Source organism: Agrobacterium pusense (assembly GCF_900102105.1).
Classification (GTDB): domain Bacteria; phylum Pseudomonadota; class Alphaproteobacteria; order Rhizobiales; family Rhizobiaceae; genus Agrobacterium; species Agrobacterium pusense.
Genome location: NZ_FNBB01000009.1, coordinates 82872 through 102051 on the forward strand (window position 1 = coordinate 82872; position 19180 = coordinate 102051).

General features: G+C 61.6%; 21 protein-coding genes. 9 read left to right on the plus strand and 12 right to left on the minus strand.

All coding sequences use genetic code 11. From position 1 onward, the window contains the following. Positions 1–163: 163 nt before the first annotated feature. From BLU28_RS18860 to BLU28_RS18885, 6 genes are all read right to left on the minus strand, one after another. Positions 164–1102: a siderophore ABC transporter substrate-binding protein gene (locus BLU28_RS18860; RefSeq protein ID WP_022556835.1), complete on the minus strand. Its 939-nt coding sequence runs from the start codon at positions 1100–1102 to the stop codon at positions 164–166. A 342-nt stretch (positions 1103–1444) separates the two neighbouring features. After that, the gene (locus BLU28_RS18865) at positions 1445–1705 is read right to left on the minus strand and encodes a hypothetical protein (RefSeq protein ID WP_077987248.1); all 261 of its coding nucleotides are present in this window, start codon (positions 1703–1705) and stop codon (positions 1445–1447) included. 129 nt (positions 1706–1834) lie between these two features. Then, positions 1835–3352, minus strand: a complete 1518-nt coding sequence (locus tag BLU28_RS18870) for a tripartite tricarboxylate transporter permease (RefSeq protein ID WP_004443452.1) — start codon at positions 3350–3352, stop codon at positions 1835–1837. 94 nt (positions 3353–3446) lie between these two features. After that, positions 3447–3941 (minus strand): tripartite tricarboxylate transporter TctB family protein, encoded by a 495-nt coding sequence (locus BLU28_RS18875; protein ID WP_035210454.1) that lies wholly within the window; start codon positions 3939–3941, stop codon positions 3447–3449. Further along, positions 3938–4846, minus strand: coding sequence for a Bug family tripartite tricarboxylate transporter substrate binding protein (locus BLU28_RS18880; RefSeq protein WP_202048939.1), 909 nt, complete (start codon positions 4844–4846; stop codon positions 3938–3940). Before BLU28_RS18880 ends, BLU28_RS18875 begins: the two co-directional genes overlap by 4 nt. A 385-nt stretch (positions 4847–5231) precedes the next feature. Beyond that, on the minus strand, positions 5232–6299 hold the full coding sequence (locus BLU28_RS18885; RefSeq protein ID WP_006700422.1) for an ABC transporter substrate-binding protein: 1068 nt from the start codon (positions 6297–6299) through the stop codon (positions 5232–5234). Between the two features lie 81 nt (positions 6300–6380). On the opposite strand from BLU28_RS18885, the gene BLU28_RS18890 reads away from it, so the two are divergent. Together BLU28_RS18890 and BLU28_RS18895 are read left to right on the plus strand one after the other, a co-directional pair. Next, positions 6381–7061, plus strand: a complete 681-nt coding sequence (locus BLU28_RS18890; protein ID WP_004443444.1) for a response regulator — start codon at positions 6381–6383, stop codon at positions 7059–7061. Further along, positions 7058–8434, plus strand: coding sequence for a sensor histidine kinase (locus tag BLU28_RS18895; RefSeq protein WP_077987249.1), 1377 nt, complete (start codon positions 7058–7060; stop codon positions 8432–8434). The genes BLU28_RS18890 and BLU28_RS18895 overlap by 4 nt, the downstream gene beginning before the upstream one ends. Positions 8435–8475: 41 nt before the next feature. On the opposite strand, the gene BLU28_RS18900 is transcribed toward BLU28_RS18895, so the two are convergent. From BLU28_RS18900 to BLU28_RS18930, 5 genes are all read right to left on the minus strand, one after another. Then, entirely contained in the window at positions 8476–8808 is a 333-nt protein-coding gene (locus BLU28_RS18900) for a hypothetical protein (RefSeq protein WP_077987250.1), read from the minus strand. A gap of 106 nt (positions 8809–8914) precedes the next feature. Beyond that, entirely contained in the window at positions 8915–9799 is an 885-nt protein-coding gene (purU, locus tag BLU28_RS18905; protein ID WP_077987251.1) for a formyltetrahydrofolate deformylase, read from the minus strand. 207 nt (positions 9800–10006) lie between these two features. Then, on the minus strand, positions 10007–10783 hold the full coding sequence (locus tag BLU28_RS18915; protein WP_077987252.1) for a YbaY family lipoprotein: 777 nt from the start codon (positions 10781–10783) through the stop codon (positions 10007–10009). 335 nt (positions 10784–11118) lie between these two features. Then, entirely contained in the window at positions 11119–11643 is a 525-nt protein-coding gene (hutX, locus tag BLU28_RS18925) for a heme utilization cystosolic carrier protein HutX (protein ID WP_077987254.1), read from the minus strand. Between the two features lie 9 nt (positions 11644–11652). Then, positions 11653–12000 carry a heme-degrading protein HmuQ gene (locus tag BLU28_RS18930; protein WP_077987255.1) on the minus strand — a complete coding sequence of 116 codons (348 nt, stop codon included), beginning with the start codon at positions 11998–12000 and terminating at the stop codon, positions 11653–11655. Between the two features lie 186 nt (positions 12001–12186). Here BLU28_RS18930 and BLU28_RS18935 point away from each other — a divergent pair, with 186 nt between their 5' ends. Genes BLU28_RS18935 through BLU28_RS18945 form a run of 3 tightly spaced genes read left to right on the plus strand, consistent with a single transcriptional unit; the run spans position 12187 to position 14944 of the window. After that, positions 12187–13080, plus strand: coding sequence for a heme/hemin ABC transporter substrate-binding protein (locus BLU28_RS18935; protein ID WP_004443429.1), 894 nt, complete (start codon positions 12187–12189; stop codon positions 13078–13080). Then, positions 13077–14165 (plus strand): FecCD family ABC transporter permease, encoded by a 1089-nt coding sequence (locus BLU28_RS18940; protein ID WP_022556828.1) that lies wholly within the window; start codon positions 13077–13079, stop codon positions 14163–14165. The genes BLU28_RS18935 and BLU28_RS18940 overlap by 4 nt, the downstream gene beginning before the upstream one ends. Further along, positions 14162–14944, plus strand: coding sequence for a heme ABC transporter ATP-binding protein (locus BLU28_RS18945; protein ID WP_077987256.1), 783 nt, complete (start codon positions 14162–14164; stop codon positions 14942–14944). The genes BLU28_RS18940 and BLU28_RS18945 overlap by 4 nt, the downstream gene beginning before the upstream one ends. A gap of 15 nt (positions 14945–14959) precedes the next feature. Here BLU28_RS18945 and BLU28_RS18950 read toward each other — a convergent pair whose 3' ends face one another. Further along, positions 14960–15316 carry a YbaN family protein gene (locus tag BLU28_RS18950; protein WP_004443420.1) on the minus strand — a complete coding sequence of 119 codons (357 nt, stop codon included), beginning with the start codon at positions 15314–15316 and terminating at the stop codon, positions 14960–14962. Positions 15317–15563: 247 nt separating this feature from the next. Between BLU28_RS18950 and BLU28_RS18955 the strand changes: the two genes are divergently transcribed. The 4 genes from BLU28_RS18955 to BLU28_RS18970 all read left to right on the plus strand — a co-directional run bounded on the left by BLU28_RS18955 (position 15564) and on the right by BLU28_RS18970 (position 19059). Continuing rightward, complete coding sequence (locus tag BLU28_RS18955; RefSeq protein ID WP_077987257.1) at positions 15564–15959, plus strand: VOC family protein; 396 nt, start codon at positions 15564–15566, stop codon at positions 15957–15959. Positions 15960–15977: 18 nt separating this feature from the next. Continuing rightward, positions 15978–16670 (plus strand): uracil-DNA glycosylase, encoded by a 693-nt coding sequence (ung, locus tag BLU28_RS18960; protein ID WP_035211722.1) that lies wholly within the window; start codon positions 15978–15980, stop codon positions 16668–16670. Positions 16671–16877: 207 nt separating this feature from the next. Beyond that, positions 16878–17954, plus strand: coding sequence for a DUF2218 domain-containing protein (locus BLU28_RS18965; RefSeq protein ID WP_035211714.1), 1077 nt, complete (start codon positions 16878–16880; stop codon positions 17952–17954). A gap of 160 nt (positions 17955–18114) precedes the next feature. Beyond that, a complete protein-coding gene (locus BLU28_RS18970) occupies positions 18115–19059 on the plus strand; it encodes a VOC family protein (protein WP_060942414.1) in 945 nt (314 codons plus the stop codon). Positions 19060–19180: the final 121 nt, after the last annotated feature.

Here is a 19180-nt window from a genome sequence, read left to right on the forward strand (position 1 = left end):
CCCCGTAACCTGGCAGGCTGCCGAAACAGGTGTCCGACCTCTCCTTGGTCATCTTCTGGCTTGACCCGAGGATCCACAACCTGACGCGCGATGGATCCTCGGGTCAAGCCCGAGGATGACGTCGAGTATGGAGCAGCCTTCAGAAGCGCATGCCTAGAGGCTTTTACGATTTCTTGTCGGAGACAGCCTTGTAGACCTGATCGAGCAGGGTGGTGAGCGCCGTATAACCGCTGCTGACGATATAGGCCGCCTGCGGGTCGAGGTAAACGATCTGCTTTTTCTTCCAGGCGTTGGTCTGGTGGACCAGTTCGTTATCCAGCACCTGCGCGGCCGCCTTGCCGGGATCGGTGGCGCGGCCGATGCCGGCATCGCGGTCGATCACGAACAACCATTCCGGATTGACCTCGGCAAGATATTCGAAGGAGACGACGTCGCCGCGGTCGAAACGGTCATCAATGTCTTCGGCGACCGGCTTGAAGCCGATTTCGGTGTGCAGCCAGCCGGTGCGCGAGCCTGGGCCATAAACGCCGACCTTGCCGGCATTGGTGACGAGGATCATCGCCGTTCCGGAATTGGGGGCGATCTCTTTCAGCTTCGCCACCTTTTCATCGATGGCGGCATCGAGCTTTTTGGCTTCTTCCTGCTTGCCGAAGATATCGCCAAGCTTGGCGATGTTGGCTTTCACGCTGCCGATGAATTCCTTGGAATCCACCGACATGTCGATGGCCGGTGTGATCTTGGCAACATCCGGATATTTTGCCCGCGAACGGCCGCCAACGATGACGAGATCGGCCTCTGCCGCATTGATCGCCTCGTAATCGGGCTCAAACAGCGTGCCGACCTTCAGATATTTCCCGTCGGCATATTTCTGCAGATAGGTCGGTAGGTTGGAGCCGACGACGCCCGTCGGTTCGACGCCGAGTGCATCGAGATTGTCGAGCGAGGGAACATCAAGAACCAGAACCTTTTTCGGCGCGGCTTTCAGCACGGTCTCGCCCTGGGCGTGCTTGATCGTCATTTCCTCGGCGCTTGCGGTCATCGCGCCAAGGCTGAAGGCCGCTGCCGCCAGCAGCCGAACGGGGAAGGTGAAGTTGATGGCCACGAATATGTCCCTTGCGAATGGTTCCGGACCGGCGGAAAGCTTTCCGTCGGGTTAACTTGATGTCCGTTATCAGCTTTATTGGCAAGGCGGGCGGAAATCAAAATTATGTTTTAGAATGGTTCTGAATTGCCGTGAGCGGGAAATGCGGGGGCAGATGAAACATCTGCTCGAACCTCTTCCCCGTCATGCTCGGGCTTGACCCGAGTATCCCACTGCGGTGGTGGTGATGGATCCTCGGATCAAGTCCGAGGTGACGTTGAGGGGAAGGAAAGGCCGGCGTCACTTTGGTCGGTGCCTTTTACCCGTCTGTTTTACCCATCACGACCAACGTGACAGCCGCTGTCAATCCGGTGGCCAGTCGCCGACGATTTCGCGCCTCTCCAGTTTCAACGATCGGTCCGGCTGCACCCGGTAAGTCTCGATCGCCAGCCTTCCGTCGCCCATCACGAATTCGTTGCTGAGCGTACTGCCGACGGGGGACTTTGTCAGTTTGGTACGGGGCTGCCCGCCATAGGTGATACTGCCGGGAATGGGTTCCACATCGGGGACGGCGGTAGTGCAACCGGTTAAAGCAAGGATGGTCAGGATTGCAAGGCTGCGCATGACAGGGTTCCTCAGAGGGTTTCATAAAATCTATGCCGCCCCCAACCTCGCCGCAATCCATAACGTTCCACAAAAAAAGCCCCGTATCCGGAGATACGGGGCCAGTTGCCTTGGGAGGTTCTTTGGTTCTCAATCCTCGTTGGCGGCAAGCTGCGTCAGCACCTCGCCACGGCCGCGGATACGCATGATGAGCGGAATGATGAAGGCGGCTGCCGCGACGATGAACAGGCCAACGGCAATCGGCGAGGTGAACAGCACGGTCGGGTCGCCCTGGCCGATGGCCAGTGCGCGGCGAAGCTGCTGTTCGGCGAGCGGGCCAAGGATGAGGCCGACAACCGCAGGCGCAATCGGATACCCGAAGATGCGCATGATGTAGCCGAGGATGCCGAAGGCGAGCAGCATGCCGAGTTCGAACACCGACGGGTTGGCGCCGATGGTGCCGAGCGTTGCGAACAGCAGGATGCCGGCGTAAAGCCAGGGCTTCGGAATGGTCAGCAGCTTCACCCAGAGACCGACGAGCGGCAGGTTGAGTACCAAGAGCATCAGGTTGGCGATGAAGAGGCTGGCGATCAGGCCCCAGACCAGCTGCGGATTGGTGGCAAACAGCAGGGGCCCGGGTTGCAGGCCGAACTGCTGGAAACCGGCGAGCATGATGGCCGCTGTTGCCGTCGTCGGCAGGCCGAGCGTCAGGAGCGGCACCAGCGTACCGGCAGCCGAGGCGTTGTTCGCCGCTTCCGGACCCGCAACGCCTTCAATCGCGCCGTTGCCGAATTCTTCCGGATATTTGGTCAGCTTCTTTTCGGTGGCATAGGACAGGAACGTGCCGATTTCAGCGCCGCCGGCAGGCATCGCGCCAATCGGGAAGCCGATCAGGGTGCCGCGCAGCCAAGCCTTCCACGAACGCGCCCAGTCCTGCGCGCTCATCCAGACCGAACCCTTGACGGCTTCGACCTTGTCGTCGCCGCTCTGGCCCTGCGCCACGATGAACAGCGTTTCGCCGATGGCGAACATGGCGACCGCAAGCGTTGTAACTTCCACGCCGTCGAGCAGGTCGGGAATGCCGAAGCTCATGCGGGTCTGGCCGGTCAGCTGGTCGATGCCGACGATGGCCAGCGCAAAGCCGATGAACAGCGAGGTGAGACCACGCAGCGCCGAATCGCCGAAGGCGGAGGAAACGGTGACGAAAGCCAGCACCATCAGCGCGAAATATTCGCGCGGACCGAAGACCAGCGCCAGCTTGACGATGTAGGGCGCGACGAAGGCGAGCGCGATAGTGGCGATGAGGCCGGCCACGAAGGAGCCGATGGCGGCGGTGGCGAGGGCCGGGCCGCCTCTGCCCTTGCGGGCCATCTTGTTGCCTTCGAGCGCGGTCACGATCGAGGCGCTTTCGCCCGGCGTGTTGAGCAGGATGGAGGTGGTCGAACCGCCATACATGCCGCCATAATAGATGCCGGCGAACATGATGAGCGAACCGGCAGCATCGAGCCGGTAAGTGACGGGCAGAAGCAGCGCGACGGTCAAGGCGGGGCCGATGCCGGGCAGAACGCCAACGGCGGTGCCGAGCGTCACACCGATCAGCGCATAGAGCAGGTTCATGGGTTGGGCGGCAACCTCAAGACCGTGCAGCAGGAATTCAAAGGTACTCATGGACAGATGTCCCCCTGTCGGGCGGAACGGCCGGCGGTTGCGTCATCGCGTGCCTGCGGTTTCCTGTGATCTCGAAACTTGGTTGGAATGGCTGTCAGAAGAACAGCCGCTCCAGTGGTCCGGCGGGCAGCGAAAGCTGCAGCAGCTGGGCAAAAACGATCCAGATGGCAAAACTCAGCACAATGCCGACCGGTATCGAGAACCAGAGCTTGCGTTTGCCGAAAGCGCGTGCCGTGAAGGCGAACAGCAGACCGGTGGCAATGGAAAAGCCGGCAACTGTCAGCAGCAGCATCTGGGCGGCAAGGCCGGCAATGACCCACACGACCGGAGCGATTTCCTGCCTGTCGCGCTCGGGAAAATCACCGCGCCAAGCCTCGACGGCCGTCCAGATCGCCAGTCCGACAAGACAGAAGGCGATGGCGTAGGGTACTGTTGCCGGGCCGACAGGGGAATAACCGGTGACGCTGGCAAGGCGGGCGCTATCCCAGAAGATGACGCTGGCAACAGCGACGAGGGCGACGGCGATGACCAGCGCCGCCCAGTCGGGGCGACGCTTTTGATCATGCGAAGGGTTGGAACCCTGGCTCATTTTACCAGTCCGATGTCTTTGAGGATGGTTTCGGTGGCGGCGGTGTCCTTGGCAAGCTGTTCCTTGAAGGCGTCACCGGCGAGATAGGTATCCATCCAGCCCTTGGTCTTCAGGGTTTCCTGCCACTTGGCGGATTTCACCAGCTTCTCGACGTCGGCATTGATGGCCTTTTCCTGATCGGCGGAAATGCCGGGGGCTGCCGCAACCATGCGCCAGTTCTGCACGACGACATCAAGACCGCTTTCCTTCAGCGTCGGCGCGTCGACGCCCTCAAGACGTTTTTCGCTGGTGACGGCGAGGAGGCGCAGCGTGCCGGCCTTCACCTGGCCTTCGAATTCGCCATAGCCGGAAACGCCAGCGGTGACCTGGGAACCGAGGATCGAGGCAAGTGCTTCGCCGCCGCCGGAATAGGCGATGTAGTTGATCTTGGTCGGATCGACGCCGGCTGCCTTGGCAATCAGGCCAACGGCGATATGGTCGGTGCCGCCGGCAGAGCCGCCGCCCCAGGAAACGCTGCCCGGGTCCTTCTTGAGCTGGTCGATGAGATCGCCGATGGTCTTCAGCGGCGAGGATGCCGGAACGACGATCGCTTCATATTCGCCGGTCAGGCGTGCGATCGGGGTCACTTCCTTCAGCGTCACGGGCGCATTGTTGGTGAGGATCGCGCCGACCATGACGTAACCGCCGACGATGAGGGCGTGCGGGTTACCCTTCTGCTGGCTGGCGAATTGCGCAAGACCGATGGTGCCGCCAGCGCCCGGTACGTTCTGCACCTGAACGCTCTTGGAAATGCCTTCTTCCTGCAGCACGCTCTGCAGCGAGCGCGCGGTCTGGTCCCAGCCGCCGCCGGGATTGGCCGGTGCGATGACGGTGTAATCTGCCGCAGCCGCCGGAAGCGCGATCATGCCCGCCAGAAATGTACCGATAAGAAAATGTTTCAAGTCGAAAACCCTCCTCAGGATGCCCTTTTGGGCGTCGTTTTTCGTTTATGCGGAAGGGGCTTCAGGGCGCATCTGTGCCGACGCTGAGTACTCAACGCTGGGCCTTGGCAATCCTCAAGATTTCCTCCCGCATCTTCTTCCGCCTCCACGGAATGAAGAAGGATTGCAGAGCATCACAAAAAGCTGTCATCTAACTGACGCAACGCAAGTCCTTGCGCATTTACTCTCTATTAATTTGTGCCGGACGTCCACTGTGGCGTGTGGATGGCTTTGTTTTGCGCCTTTGAAGCCTGCTTCACCCTCATTTCTGTGACAGGCACAGGACTGAGGGATGGTGGGGCGCTCAAACCTACTGCGACCGCAAAGCCTCGTTCCAACGCTCGATCAGGCGGGTGCGCTTGACCTGATCCAGATAGACCATCAGGCCGGGGCTGACCGGGACCGGCCGCAATTGTGCACCGTGGATGGCCTGCATGGTGTTCGCCGTGTTCTCGCCCGCCACTTCCGGGCTGACGGCGGGGATTTGCAATTGCCGGGCCATGATCGTCTGACCTTCCTTGGACATGAAGAATTCGAGGTAGCGGCGGCCGAGTTCAGGATTGGCTGCGGCTTCCGGCACCAGCCCGATGCGCGACATCACGACGGTATAATCCTTCGGCAGAACGATGCCGACATCCGGGTGGCGTGAGGCCCAGTCTGCCGCGTAGGAGCCGAGAATATTGTAACCCATCACGAAGCGGCCGTCGGAGACGCGCTCCAGAATGGCCGAGGAGGTGGAATAAACCTTCACACCCGCGGCACCCATGGCCTTGATGACGCTCCATATATCGCCGAACTGCTCCTGGTCGCGTGACATGAACAGGAAGCCGACGCCGGAGCGTTCGATGTCATATGTCGCGATACGGCCATGCACCTCTTTGGCGTGACGTTCGAGATAATCGACAAATTCGGCGCGGGTGGCGGGCGGCTTTTCGGTGGTGAAGCTTGGCTTGTGATAGACAAAAACCGCCGGCTCGAAGGTCAGCGCATAGGCGGTGTTGCGCCAGTTCGCCCAGGCGGGCCAGCGGGCGCTCATGGCGAGATCCGACCGCTGGGCATAACCGTCATTGCTCAGCTTCACCTGCAGGTCCATGGCCGAGGAAAAGGCGAAATCGGCGGTCTTCTTGCCAGCATCGGTTTCTTTCACGATGCGGTCGTAGATTTCGCCGGTCAGCATATCCTCATAATGGACGGCAATATCGGGATTGGCCTTCTGGAAACCCTCGATCATCGGGGTCGCCAGCGGTTCGTCGAGCGAGGAATAGACCACCAGTGTCTGCGCATCCGCCTTGCCGGAGGGAGCCGGAAAAACGACGGCCTGGGCAAGCGCAGGCGAGGCCATGCAGAGACAGAGACAGAGAAGAAGGCAGATACGCATGGAAAAGATCATGCCGCAGGCGCGGGCCATTCACAAGCGGTAAGGGTCTGGTTAAACTCGGCAATGTTGCAGGAGGAAGATTTGCGTATTTTGCTGGTCGAGGACAATCAGGTGCTGTCGGAAGGGCTTTCGGCGCTTCTGCGCGGCAGCGGTTATGCGGTGGACGTGGTTTCCGACGGCGCCTCCGCCGATGCGGCAATTACAGCGGAAAGTTTCGATCTGGTCATTCTCGATCTCAACCTGCCGGAAATGGATGGCATCGAGGTGCTGCGCTCCATGCGATCGCGTCAGGACAAAGCGGCAGTGCTGATCCTGACGGCGCGCGGCACGCCGGAAGAAAAGGTCAAGGGGCTCGATCTCGGTGCCGACGATTACATGATCAAGCCCTTCGATATCACCGAATTCGAGGCGAGGGTGCGGGTGCTTCTGCGCCGCAATGCGGGGCTGCGCTCTTCGGCGCTGAGTTTCGGCAAGGTGCTGTTCGATCTTAATTCCCGCACCTTTTCGGCGGACGGTCGCCCGCTCGATATTCCGGCGCGCGAAGTGGCTCTGCTGGAGGTGCTGTTCATGCGGGCGGGCAAGGTTGTCGCCAAAGAGGCGATCGTGCAGTCACTGACAGGTTTCGACGACGATATTTCCGCAAATGCCATCGAGCAATATGTCAGCCGCCTGCGAAAGCGGCTCGCGCCGCACGGGCTGACGGTGAAGACGGCGCGCGGCATCGGTTATTATCTCGAAAAGCTGCCGGAGATGGCTGAATGATACAGGCCGCCTATTCGCTCAGGCGGCGACTTCTAGGCTGGCTCCTCATCTCCACTGCCATCATCGGCTGCGTTGCGCTGACCGATACATGGCGCGAGGCGGTCAACACCGCCAATGTGGTTTCAGACCGGGTGCTTTCCGGTTCCGCGCTCGCCATTGCCGAGCGGGTTGTGGTGGCCGAGGACGGTTCGCTGGAAGTGGACATTCCCTATGTGGCGCTGGAAATGCTGACATCGGCTGCCCAGGATCGGGTGTTTTACCGTGTCGACGGGCCGAACGGGCAATTCCTCACCGGCTATCAGAACCTGCCGACGGTGGAGAACCCGAAGGGTGATACGCCCGCCTATCGCGATGCCGTGTTTCGCGATGAACCGATCCGCATCGCTGCCATCAGGCGTTTCGCTTCCACCGGCATCAATTCCGTGCCCTTTTCCGTCACGGTTGCCGAAACCACCATTGCCCGCAGCCAGCTGGCGCAGGCAATCATCCTGCGCTCGGCGCTGCGCCTGCTTTTTATGATCGTCGGGGCGGCGATCATCGTCTGGATCGCGGTGACGATTTCGCTGCGCCCGCTTTACCGGCTCAGTGAAGCCATTGCCGAGCGCAGCCCGAACGATCTCCACCCCATCCGCCAATCCGTGCCTGTCGAGGTGGAAAATCTGGTGGAGACGGTCAACTCCTTCATGGTGCGGCTGCAATCGGCGCTTGATGCGCTCAGGCATTTCACCGGAAATGCCAGCCACCAGCTGCGCACGCCGCTTGCCATCATCAGCACCCAGCTGGCTCTTTCCGCCCGCGCCGCCAGCCTTGAGGAAGCGCAGGCGGCGGCGCTGAAGGGTGGGGCATCGGTCGCCCATGCCGAGCATATCCTTGCCCAGCTTCTGCGCATGGCCAATATCGATGCTGCCGGCTCCAGCGAGAAACATGATTTTTCCGCGATAGACCTCGTGGCTGTGGCGCAGAACGTGACGGCCGATTTCGTGCCGCGCGCCGCTGAGGCGGGTATCGATCTCGGTTTCGAAGGCGAGGTCGAGGCGACCATTCTCGCCGAACCGCTCTTGATCGGCGAGTTGATCGGCAACCTCGTTTCCAACGCCATCAATTATGCCGGTCGCGGCGCGGAAGTCACCGTCCGCGTGGGCAGGGAGACGAGCGTCGTCTGGCTGGAAGTGGAAGATAACGGCCCAGGCATCCCGCCTGAAAAACGCGCCATGGTGCGCCAGCGCTTCGCCCGCGGCGAAGAAAACGCGGCCCCCGGCGCGGGTCTCGGCCTTGCGATCATCGAGGAGATCGCCGGGCTGTTCGGCGGGCGGCTGATGCTGGAGGATGGTGCGGGTGGGCGTGGGTTGAAGGCGCGGGTGGTGTTTCCCTGAAGCGGCGCTGCTGCGCCGCCTCAGTGCAGGACCTGCCGGCCCTATTCGTTCATCTTGTCGATGATCTGCATCATGATGTCGGCGCAGGCCTTCATCGGCTCGTCGTCGGCACATTTGACGTCGATCTTGCGTTCGCCGTCTTCGATCCTGAAATGCGCCGCCTTGGAGGGCGGTGGCGGCATTCTCTTGCCATGCGGGCCGCCGCGCCAGCCTGCTTCCTTGGGGCCGCCAGGGCCGGGAGGAGGAGGCGGTGGTGGAGCATCGGTGCTTTGACTGGCATCCGCCGGTCCCGGCGGCGGTGGGGGCGGCTGCTGGGCGAAACCGGACCCCGCCGCGATGAGCAACGCGACGCCGGTAATGACGAGCTTTTTCATGTGAATGACCTCGCTGTTAGGCTACGGCGAAGAAACGGTTACTGGAGATGCTGGGTTGCTGGCCGGCGAAAATAATTCCGCCGGCTTTATCAGGTGTATCCCGATTTCACCCCATCCGCTCGGAAGCATAGCTTCCCGGGCTTGGCGGGAAGACCACGGTGCGGTTGCCGTTGATGAAGGTGCGGTGGTGGATGTGGGCGTGGATGGCGCGGGCCAGCACCTGGCTTTCCACATCGCGACCAAGCGAGACATAGTCATCGGCTGATTGCGCGTGGGTGATCCGCACCGTGTCCTGCTCGATGATCGGGCCTTCGTCGAGATCGGCTGTTACATAATGCGCTGTCGCGCCGATCAGCTTCACGCCGCGCTCATAGGCCTGCTTGTAGGGGTTCGCGCCCTTGAAGCTCGGCAGGAAGGAGTGGTGGATATTGATGATCTTGCCTGACATCTTGCGGCAGAGGTCATCGGAGAGCACCTGCATGTAGCGGGCGAGCACGACGAGTTCCGTGCCTGTTGTCTCGACCAGCTCCATGAGCTGGGCTTCGGCCTTCGGCTTGTTCTCCTTCGTCACCTTGATGTGGTGGAAGGGGATGTCGTGGTTGACGACCACTTTCTGGTAATCGAAATGGTTGGACACGACACCGACGATGTTGATCGGCAGCGCGCCGATCTTCCAGCGATAGAGCAGGTCGTTGAGGCAATGGCCGAAACGCGACACCATCAGCAGCGTCTTCATGCGTTGGCCGTCCGGGTAGATATCCGCTTCCATGCCGAATTTTTCCGCCACCGGCCGGAACCCGTCGGTAATGGCTTCAAGGGAGGCGCCCTCTTCCGAGATGAAGGAGACGCGCATGAAGAACTTGCCGGTCTCGAGGTCGTCGAACTGCGAACTGTCGACGATATTGCAGCCTTTCTCCGCCAGATAACCGGAAATCGCGGCGACGATGCCGCGGGTCGATTTGCAGGCTACGGTCAGAACATAGGATGTCATTCGTTTTCCCTCAGAGACGTCGCGCCGGTATCAGCCGACGCAGTTCGGCGCGTTCCATAGCGCAGCTCCGCGGTGGAGCAAAGCGTCAAGACGAACGCAGTCAAAGTCATAGGGCGGGAAAGGGAAGCGCGCCGTGCCGGAAGCGACATGGAATGTTCCATGGCCAGCACGGCGACGCGGGGTGTTTTGCCGGGGCGGTCGCCAATCTCAGGCGCGGCGCAGGCGCATTGCCGTGCGGCCGCGGCCGTCGAGCAGTTCCAGCGCGCCGCGGCGCGGCTCCAGCCTGAAGGAGCGGGCGCCTTCCAGCGCTTCGATGAACTGCCGCTCCTGGCGCATGATGTCTGGCGCGCAGGCCATCTGGGTGGAAATCATCCGGCCGAAATCGACACGGTTACGGTTGATCTTCACTTCACCGCCAATGCCGTTACAGCCGGCATTTCCGGAAACGCGGCCTTCGCGGGAGATTTCCAGCGTCGCCTGCCGGCGGCCGCGAACCCTCTCGCCGCGGATTTCCTGCACCAGCCAGCTCCCATCGATACCGGCTTCCGGCTCCGGGCGGCCCGGGCCGGCGCCGACGCGCTCCAGCACGAGATCGGTATCGTCGCGGCCACCGGTCAGGACGGAATAGCGCCGGGTGGTGGTAAAGAGCAGCCGGTCGCGGTCGCGGATTTCGGCGCTCAGCGCATAGGAGCGGCGGCCACGGATGTCGCGGTCGTCATAACGCAGCACGAAGGGCACCGGCACCTGGCCGCGCGGGCGAATGGTGGTTTCGGCAATCGTCTGTGACGGCGCGTCCGCCAGCGACACATCGATCAGGCGCACGGTAACGGTTGCGCCCGGCGGCAGGGCGATGCGTTCGCGATAGGAGACGCTGCCGCGCAGGCTCGCCGGTGCCGCCGCCGCGCCGCCTGCCGCAAAGAGCGGGGCAAGCGCGAGAAGACCGGCGAAACTGCGGCGCGAAAGAAGGGGCTGGTGGTCGGTCATGGTGCTTGCTCCGTGCTGGTTCCGGTGGAATTGAACCGGATGATAAAAAACGGCACTGAACGTGCGATGAACCGGATTTTCAAATCCGGTCAGGTGGACATTTGGTGTGGATGGCAAGGGACCGACGGGAGGATCTATGCCATTTGCATCCCCTCCGCCCTCATTCCTGTGCTTGTCACAGGACACCAGTCGACACACGTCTGCGTGGCGGGAAGATTCTTTTCAGCCGAAGGACCTGGGCTGGTTGGATTCCTGTGACGAGCACAGGAATGAGGGTGGTGGGAGGCCGCATCGTCCAAGGGAGCAACTCCTTGCCGGCGGCCTCCGCTCAGCTCTCAGCCGCGGAAACCGTTCCGCAGCGCTTCGAACTTCGCCAGTTGTTCGGCCAGCAACTCCTTGTTCTCGTCGCGGCGGACGAACACCTTGAACATGGCGCCGCCGGCGGCATTCATGAACCAGACGGAACAGGAGCGGCGTCCGTGAAAGCCGCGGTCGACGAAGGTGATGCCGGCGCAATTGTCCTTCTTGATGTGACCGCCGATGGGACTGTCGCCGTGGATGTTGAACCAGCCGTGACTCTCCGTGCCTTCAGGCAGATGGCCCGGCACTTCCAGCACGATATCGCCTGTCTGCACGATCATCAGGATTTCACCCCAACTGCGCATCTCGTTCCAGATCGCATCGAAGCGGTCGGCGGCAGCGGAAACGGCCGCACCTTCCGGCAGGACCGCCAAAATCTCGGCCGGCGTCACCTCGGCCTTGGAGGCGATGGCCTCCACGATGCCATCAGGTTTTTCAGCGAGCGCGGCGGCGGCGCGTGCCCGCCTGTCGTCGTCCGTCTTTTGGACTGCAATGCTCATCGGTTAGCCTCAGGCAGCAATCGAACGGCGCTCGCCATTCTTGTCTTCGTGGATGATGACGTCGAAACCTTCGAAATGCGGACCGGAGAGATATTCCACCTTGCCGCGGTTTTCGCCGGCCTTGGCATGGGCGGCGCGGAACTGTTCGGATTTCGTCCAGGCAAGGAAATCGTCCTTGGTGGCCCAGACGGTGTGCGAAGCATAAAGCGTGTGATCGTCCGCCTTCGGGCCCTTCAGCATGTGAAATTCGATATAGCCCGGCAATTCGCTCAGATGCGATTTGCGCTCGCGCCAGATGGATTCGAACGTGTCTTCGTAACCCGGCAAGACGCGAAAGCGGTTCATTGCGATAAACATGAAAGTCTCCCTTTAAGTTTCCTGTTTCAGTCAGGATATCGTCCGCGGACGGGGTTGGGAAGGGGTTCACGCCAAAGCGAACAAAAATACTCCACTTATCGATTGCGCGGCGTATAAACATGTGTAAATAACTCAAGATTAGTGGCGCGGGTGAACCTGCGCCGGGTCGTTTTTCAGGATAACGCCATGTTGAATTCCCGTCTTCGTTCCTTTGTTTTCGCCGCCCTCGTGCCCGCCGCAATTGCCTTTGCCGCGCCGGCCGCCATGGCTTCGGACAAGGGTAATCCGGAGGCTAAACGCATCGTTGCCCTGGGCGGTACGGTTACGGAAATCCTTTATGCGCTGGGTGCAGGAGACCGTATCGTGGCGCGCGACAGCACCAGCAGCTATCCGGCCGATGCGCTTGCAAAGCCTGACGTCGGTTATATGCGGGCACTGTCTTCAGAAGGTATCCTGTCGCAGAAACCCGATCTCATTCTCTCCGAAGACGGCTCAGGCCCTGCGGACGTCATCGCCATCCTGAAAGCCAGCGCGGTGCCTTTCGTCACCGTCGATACGCCGCCGAGCGGCGATGCAATCCCTAAAAAGATCGAGGATGTCGGTGCGGCCGTGGGGCTCTCGGACAAGGCGAAGGCGCTGGCTGCCGAGACCAGGGCGGGGCTTGATGCGCTCACCAAGGACGTCTCCGCCGTGCCGGAACAGGGCCGGAAACGCGTTCTGTTCGTGCTTTCCACTGCCGGTGGCCGCGTCATGGCGGCGGGCAAGGATACAGAGGCGGCGGCGATCATCGAAATGGCTGGGGGTATCAACGCGGCGGAGGACATTACCGGTTACAAACCGCTGACGGACGAGGCGGTCATTGCCGCGGCGCCCGACGTGGTACTCACAATGGCGCGCGGCGACCACGCCGCCAAGGCGGATGAGACTTTCGCGCTTCCCGCGTTCCAGTCTACACCCGCCGCCGCCAGCAAGGCGCTCATCAGCATGGATGGGCTTTATCTTATCGGTTTCGGCCCCCGTACGCCCGCTGCAGGCCGGGAGCTGGCAAACAAGCTCTATCCTGATGTGGTGAAGCCGTGAGCCTAGCCGTCTTGAGTTCGACCGAGGGCAGCGTTGCGGGCGACAGATCCCGTCAGGGCGTTGTTGCCCTTGTCGTGCTCGTCGGCATCCTGCTGTTTGCCTGTGGCGTATCGCTGATCAGCGGACCCACCGGCGTCGGCATCTCCGAACTCCTTGCCTATCTCACCGGCGGCGCGGATCAGCTCGATGCGCGCGACAGGATCATTCTCGAGGCGGTGCGCCTGCCGCGCACGGCGCTCGGCATGTTGATCGGCGCGGGACTCGCTGTTTCAGGGGCGATGATGCAGGGCCTGTTCCGCAATCCATTGGCCGATCCCGGTATTGTCGGCGTCACCTCGGGCGCTGCGCTCTTTGCTGTTGCCGCCATTTCGCTCGGGGAAGGCGCGCTTGCCACGGTCGCGCTTTTTTTCGGCCCTCACTTCCTGCCGATCATGGCCTTCTTCGGCGGGCTCCTGAACACCTGGGTGCTCTATCTGATCGCCACGAAGGACGGCGCGACCTCAACCACCACACTCATTCTGGCCGGCATTGCGGTGGCGGCCATCAGCGGTGCGATGACCGGGTTGATGATATTCGTCGCCGATGACCGGGCGCTGCGCGACATCACCTTCTGGTCGCTCGGTTCTCTCGGCGGGGCAACGCCCGCCAAGGTACTGGCCACCCTGCCTTTCATCATCGTCGTTCTCGCCATCATTCCCTTCGTCGCGCGCGGGCTGGATGCGCTCATCCTCGGGGATGCGGCCGCCTTCCATATGGGGATACCGGTGCAGCGGCTGAAACGGGTCGTCATTCTGGCCGTTGCCGCCGCCTGCGGGGCGAGCGTGGCGGCGGCGGGTTCCATCGGCTTTGTCGGTATCGTCGTGCCGCATCTGCTTCGCCTCGCCATCGGCCCGTCGCATCGTTTCCTGCTGCCGGCCTCCGCCCTTGGCGGGGCGGCGCTTTTGCTGCTGGCCGACAGTTTCGCCCGCACGGTGGCCGCACCGGCGGAACTGCCGATCGGCGTCGTCACGGCGCTCATCGGTGCGCCGGTCTTTCTGTTCCTGCTGCTGGGACGCGGCGGTTTTTCCATGCGGAACATGTCATGATCCGGGCCGAAAACCTTACCCTCATCCGCTCCGGCCGTCGGCTGCTTGATGAAGTCAGCGTCGATCTGAAACCCGGCAAGGTCAATGTCATCATCGGTCCCAACGGTGCCGGCAAATCCACGCTGATGAAGGTTCTCTCGGGCGAGATGCGCGCTGAGGCCGGTTTGGTGACCTATAATGATGTCGACCTGCCGGTGTTCACGGCGGTCCAGCTTGCGCGGCTCCGCGCCGTGCTGCCCCAGAGCACCCAGCTCGCCTTCCCTTTCACTGCGCTCGAAATCGTCCGCATGGGGGCGGTCGCGCAGGGGTCGCGTGCGCCGGAAGAGCAGGCCCGCCGGGCTCTTGCCAAGGCCGGGCTGTGCGGTTTCGAACAGCGGTCCTACAATATGCTCTCAGGCGGCGAGCAGCAGCGGGTGCAGTTTGCGCGGGCGCTGGCGCAGGTGCCGAACCCGGTTGAAAATGGCGAGGCAAGGGCTCTCTTCCTCGACGAGCCCACCGCAAGTCTCGATATCGGCCACCAGATCGCCGTGCTGGAAACGGCGCGGGATTTTGCAAGCGGCGGCGGGCTGGTTCTCGCCATCCTGCACGATCTCAATCTGGCGGCGGAATTTGCCGATCAACTTATCGTCATGCATGGCGGCCGGGTGACGGCCAGCGGTCCATCGCTAGAAACAATCAGCGATGAGACCATTGCAAGGGTCTATGGCATTGGTGGTGTCGTCGGCCGGCTGCCGTCGCGGCATATTCCCTACGTACTTCCGCAGTCTCGCCACCGATAGGGGCTGTCCTCCGCCTCAATTTTCCGGGCGGGTGGCGATGAAGAGCGCGGAGCCCAGCATGACGGCGGCGACGACGGCTGCGCGCAACGGCGGCGGCTCGCTCAGGAACCAGAAAGCGGCGTAGCTGACGGACATGGCCGAAAGCGCCGCGATCTTGGCTTTGCGGGCTATTGCGCCGCGTTCGCGCCATCGCCGCAGGGAAGGGCCGTATCTGGGATGGGCGAGAAGCCACGCCTCGAGTTTTGGCGAGGAGCGGGAAAAACACCAGAGCGCCAGAAGCAGAAAAGGCGTGGTGGGCAAAACGGGAAGAAACGCGCCGACAATGCCGGTCGCGACCATAAGCCAGCCAAGACAGAGGTATAAAAGGCGCATGCCTAGCCGGTATCATGACTTTACCACTCAGGATAGAGCGGCGGGCCGAAAAGGATGGGTCCCGTTGCCGCAGGCTCCACCGCACCGGAAACCGGCAGCTTTTGCCATCACATTTGCCGTGATCTGCGTTCTCCCCGGCCCTGTGTCGTGCCTTTAGGGTTGAAAGCGCCGCACACTGTCTTTATCCCCTTGGCCGCGATGCCCGGAGCATAACCGGGCCGTCAACAGGAAGAAGAAGGAAAACACCATGGCCAAGCTGATCCACTCGATGGTCCGGGTGCTGGACGAAAAGCGTTCGGTGGAATTTTACAAACAGGCTTTCGGGCTTGAAGTGGCGGAACGCGCCGAGTTCGAGAATTTCACGCTGATCTATCTCAGCAATGCCGAGGGCGATTTCGAGCTGGAGCTGACCGTCAACCGTGGCCGCGAAGTGCCCTATGCGCTGGGCGACGGTTATGGCCATCTCGCCGTCAGCGTTGCCGATGTTGACGCCGAGCATCAGCGCTTCAACGAGATCGGGCTTTCCCCCGGCAAGATCATCGCGGCCGATTACAAGGGCCAGCCTTTCGCAAAATATTTTTTCATTTGCGATCCCGATGGTTACAAGATCGAAGTGCTGCAGCGCGGCAACCGGTTCAAATAAGCTCTGATGGAGGCAGGCATGGCAGAGGCAGGCGTTAAACTCGAAGACAGCTGGAAGCGCGTGCTTTCCGCAGAATTCGCCAGCCCCTACATGCAAAAGCTGAAAGAGTTCCTGCTTGCCGAAAAGACAGCCGGCAAGCGTATCTTCCCGAAGGGCGCGGACTATTTCCGCGCTCTCGATCTGACACCGCTCGATGAGGTGAAGGTCGTCATATTGGGGCAGGACCCCTATCACGGCGCCGGCCAGGCGCATGGACTGTGCTTTTCCGTGCAGCCCGGCGTGCGCATCCCGCCCTCGCTCGTCAATATCTACAAGGAATTGCAGGCCGATCTCGGCATTCGCCCGGTCGGCCACGGTTTTCTGGAAAGCTGGGCGAAACAGGGCGTGCTACTGCTCAACAGCGTGCTGACGGTGGAAGAGGCCCGCGCCGCCTCGCATCAGGGGCAGGGCTGGGAAAAATTCACCGACGCCGTCATCCGCGCCGTCAACGACGAGTGCGACCATGTCGTCTTCCTGCTCTGGGGTTCCTATGCCCAGAAGAAGGCGGCCTTTGTGAACCAGCGCAAACATCTAGTGTTGCGCTCGCCGCACCCGTCACCGCTTTCCGCCCATAACGGCTTTTTCGGTAATGGCCATTTTTCCAAGGCGAATGCCTTTCTCATCTCCCATGGCCGCGACCCGATCGACTGGCAATTGCCGGAAACGGTGTAAGCCCTCCCTGCATATACTTCCGTCATTCCGGCCGTGAGCCGGAATCCAGCCGACGCGCGTCTGCGCGGCGAGAAGAGTCCTTTCAGCCCAAAGACTTGGGCTGGCTGGATGCCGGATCATGTCCGGCATGACGGGATTCAAAACCAAAATGTCTTTACGCGCGGCAGCCTCCGGTCTAAAGAATACTAGACTATGAAGTGAAGGATTATGCCCGTGTCTCTCCTGTCTGCCGAAACCTCCGTCTCGCTGCCCGATCCGCTGTCGATCGTCGATGCTTTCGAGGATCATTTTTCCGAGCATATGGAGATGGAGCGCGAAGGCGCGACGGTTCGGTTCAAGACCGAATACGGCCATGGCCGCTTCAGCGCAGAAGGCGGTCGTTTCGCCGCAAGCGTCAGCTGCATTTCCGAACATATATTGATGTCGGTCAAGGCCATGGTGGCCGAGCATATTGTCGAGTTTTCCGGGGAGACGGGGCTGGATTTCCGCTGGAGCGGCCATGGCGCGCAGCAGCGCGAACTGCCCAATCTTTTCGTCGGCAAGATTGCCCGCGCCTATAATCTGACGCCGCATATGCGCCGGCTGGTGGTTTCCGTCGAAAGCGGCATTGAAAGGCTGATGACGGGCGGCATGCATGTGCGGCTGCTTCTGGTCCCGGATCAGGCCCGAGCGCCGGTCTGGCCTTATCTTGCGCCCACCGGGGCCATCGTCTGGCCCTCGGGCGAGGATCTTCTCACGCGCCGCGTCTACACCATCCGTTCCGGCGATATCGCGCGCGGTGAAGTCCATATCGACTTCGTCATGCATGAGGGTGACCACATGCCGGGCGCGACATTCGGCGCAACGGCCAAGCCCGGCGATGTTCTCGGCATCATCGGCCCGAGCGGTGTCTGCCCGGAGGCCGAACGTTATGTCTTTGCCGGCGATGAGACGGCGCTGCCGGTGATGCTGCGCATGGCGGCCGAAATGCCGGCCGGGAAGAAGCTCAGCGTCTATGCCGAGATCGATGACGAAGCCGAGCGGCAGGAAATCGTTTGCGCGGCAAATGTCGAGTGGACATGGCTCTATCGTCGCGGCAAGGCCGCCGGCACCGCCGGCCTTATTGAAAAAGCGCTGCGCGACCATGCCTGGAGCGGGGACCATGAAGGATTGCATGTCTTTGTCGCCTGCGAAAAATCCGAGGCGAGGGCGGCAAAATCCTTCCTTACCGACGAGATTTCCGTGCCGAAAGCTGCTCTGCGCGCGGTCGGTTACTGGAGCCTGGGTGTCGCCGACGATCATTGACTGGGTCATCGGTCGTTGAACAGTCGGTTTTATCGTTCACCATTCGGGAACAATCCGTTCCCGTTGTCCACTCTATGCCCGAGAGCACTGTTACCCCATCTTTACGCCATGAAGAGGACGGGCCCAACCATGCGGCCCGCCAGGCAAGAAGGGGTTTATCATGCTCAACCAGATCAAGGGCCTGCACCACGTCACATCCATGGCGGCGAGCGCGCGCCAGAACAACAGTTTTTTCACCGATACGCTCGGCCTGCGCCGGGTAAAGAAGACGGTCAATTTCGACGCGCCTGATGTCTATCATCTCTATTATGGCGATGAAGTCGGCACGCCCGGCTCCGTCATGACCTATTTCCCGTTTCCACATATCGCCCGCGGCCGTCCCGGCACCGGCGAAGTGGGCACGACGCTGTTTTCCGTACCGGACGGGTCGCTCGGCTACTGGAAGGAGCGTCTTTCGAAGGCCGGCGTGGATGGCCTGAAGGCCGACGAAGCCTTTGGAAACAAGCGCCTGCATTTCGCAGGCCCCGATGGTGACGGTTTTGCGCTGGTCGAGGTCAGGGATGACAACCGTGCGCAGTGGATCGGTAATGGCGTCGGTCAGGATCAGGCGATCCATGGTTTTCAGGGTGCGTCGCTGCGACTTCGCGATGAAGGTGCGACGGCCGAGCTTTTGAAATTCATGGGTTATCAGGAGGTCGACCGTCAGGACGGCGTGCTGCGCCTTGGTATGCCCGGCGGCAACGGTGCCGATGTCATCGACATCGAAACCATGCCGAATATATCAGGCGCGCGGCTGGGTGCTGGCTCCGTGCACCACATCGCCTTTGCGGTCGAAAACCGCGAAAAGCAGCTGGAGGTGCGCAAGGCGCTGATGGACACCGGTTATCAGGTGACACCCGTCATCGACCGCGATTATTTCTGGGCGATCTATTTCCGCACGCCGGGCGGCGTGCTGTTTGAAGTTGCCACCAACGAGCCGGGTTTCGACCGCGACGAGGACACCGCCCATCTCGGCGAGGCGCTGAAGCTGCCGACCCAGCATGCGCATCTGCGCTCCGTGCTGGAAGAGCATCTGGAGCCGCTGGGGGATGAGAAGGTCGCGTAATCGCGCGATGGCTTTTGGCAGGATGTTGCCGCGTCTTTCTTCTCCCCGGCGGGGAGAAGGTGGCCCGAAGGGACGGATGAGGGGGCAACGCCAGCGATAGACCGCACCCTCGCCCCCTCAT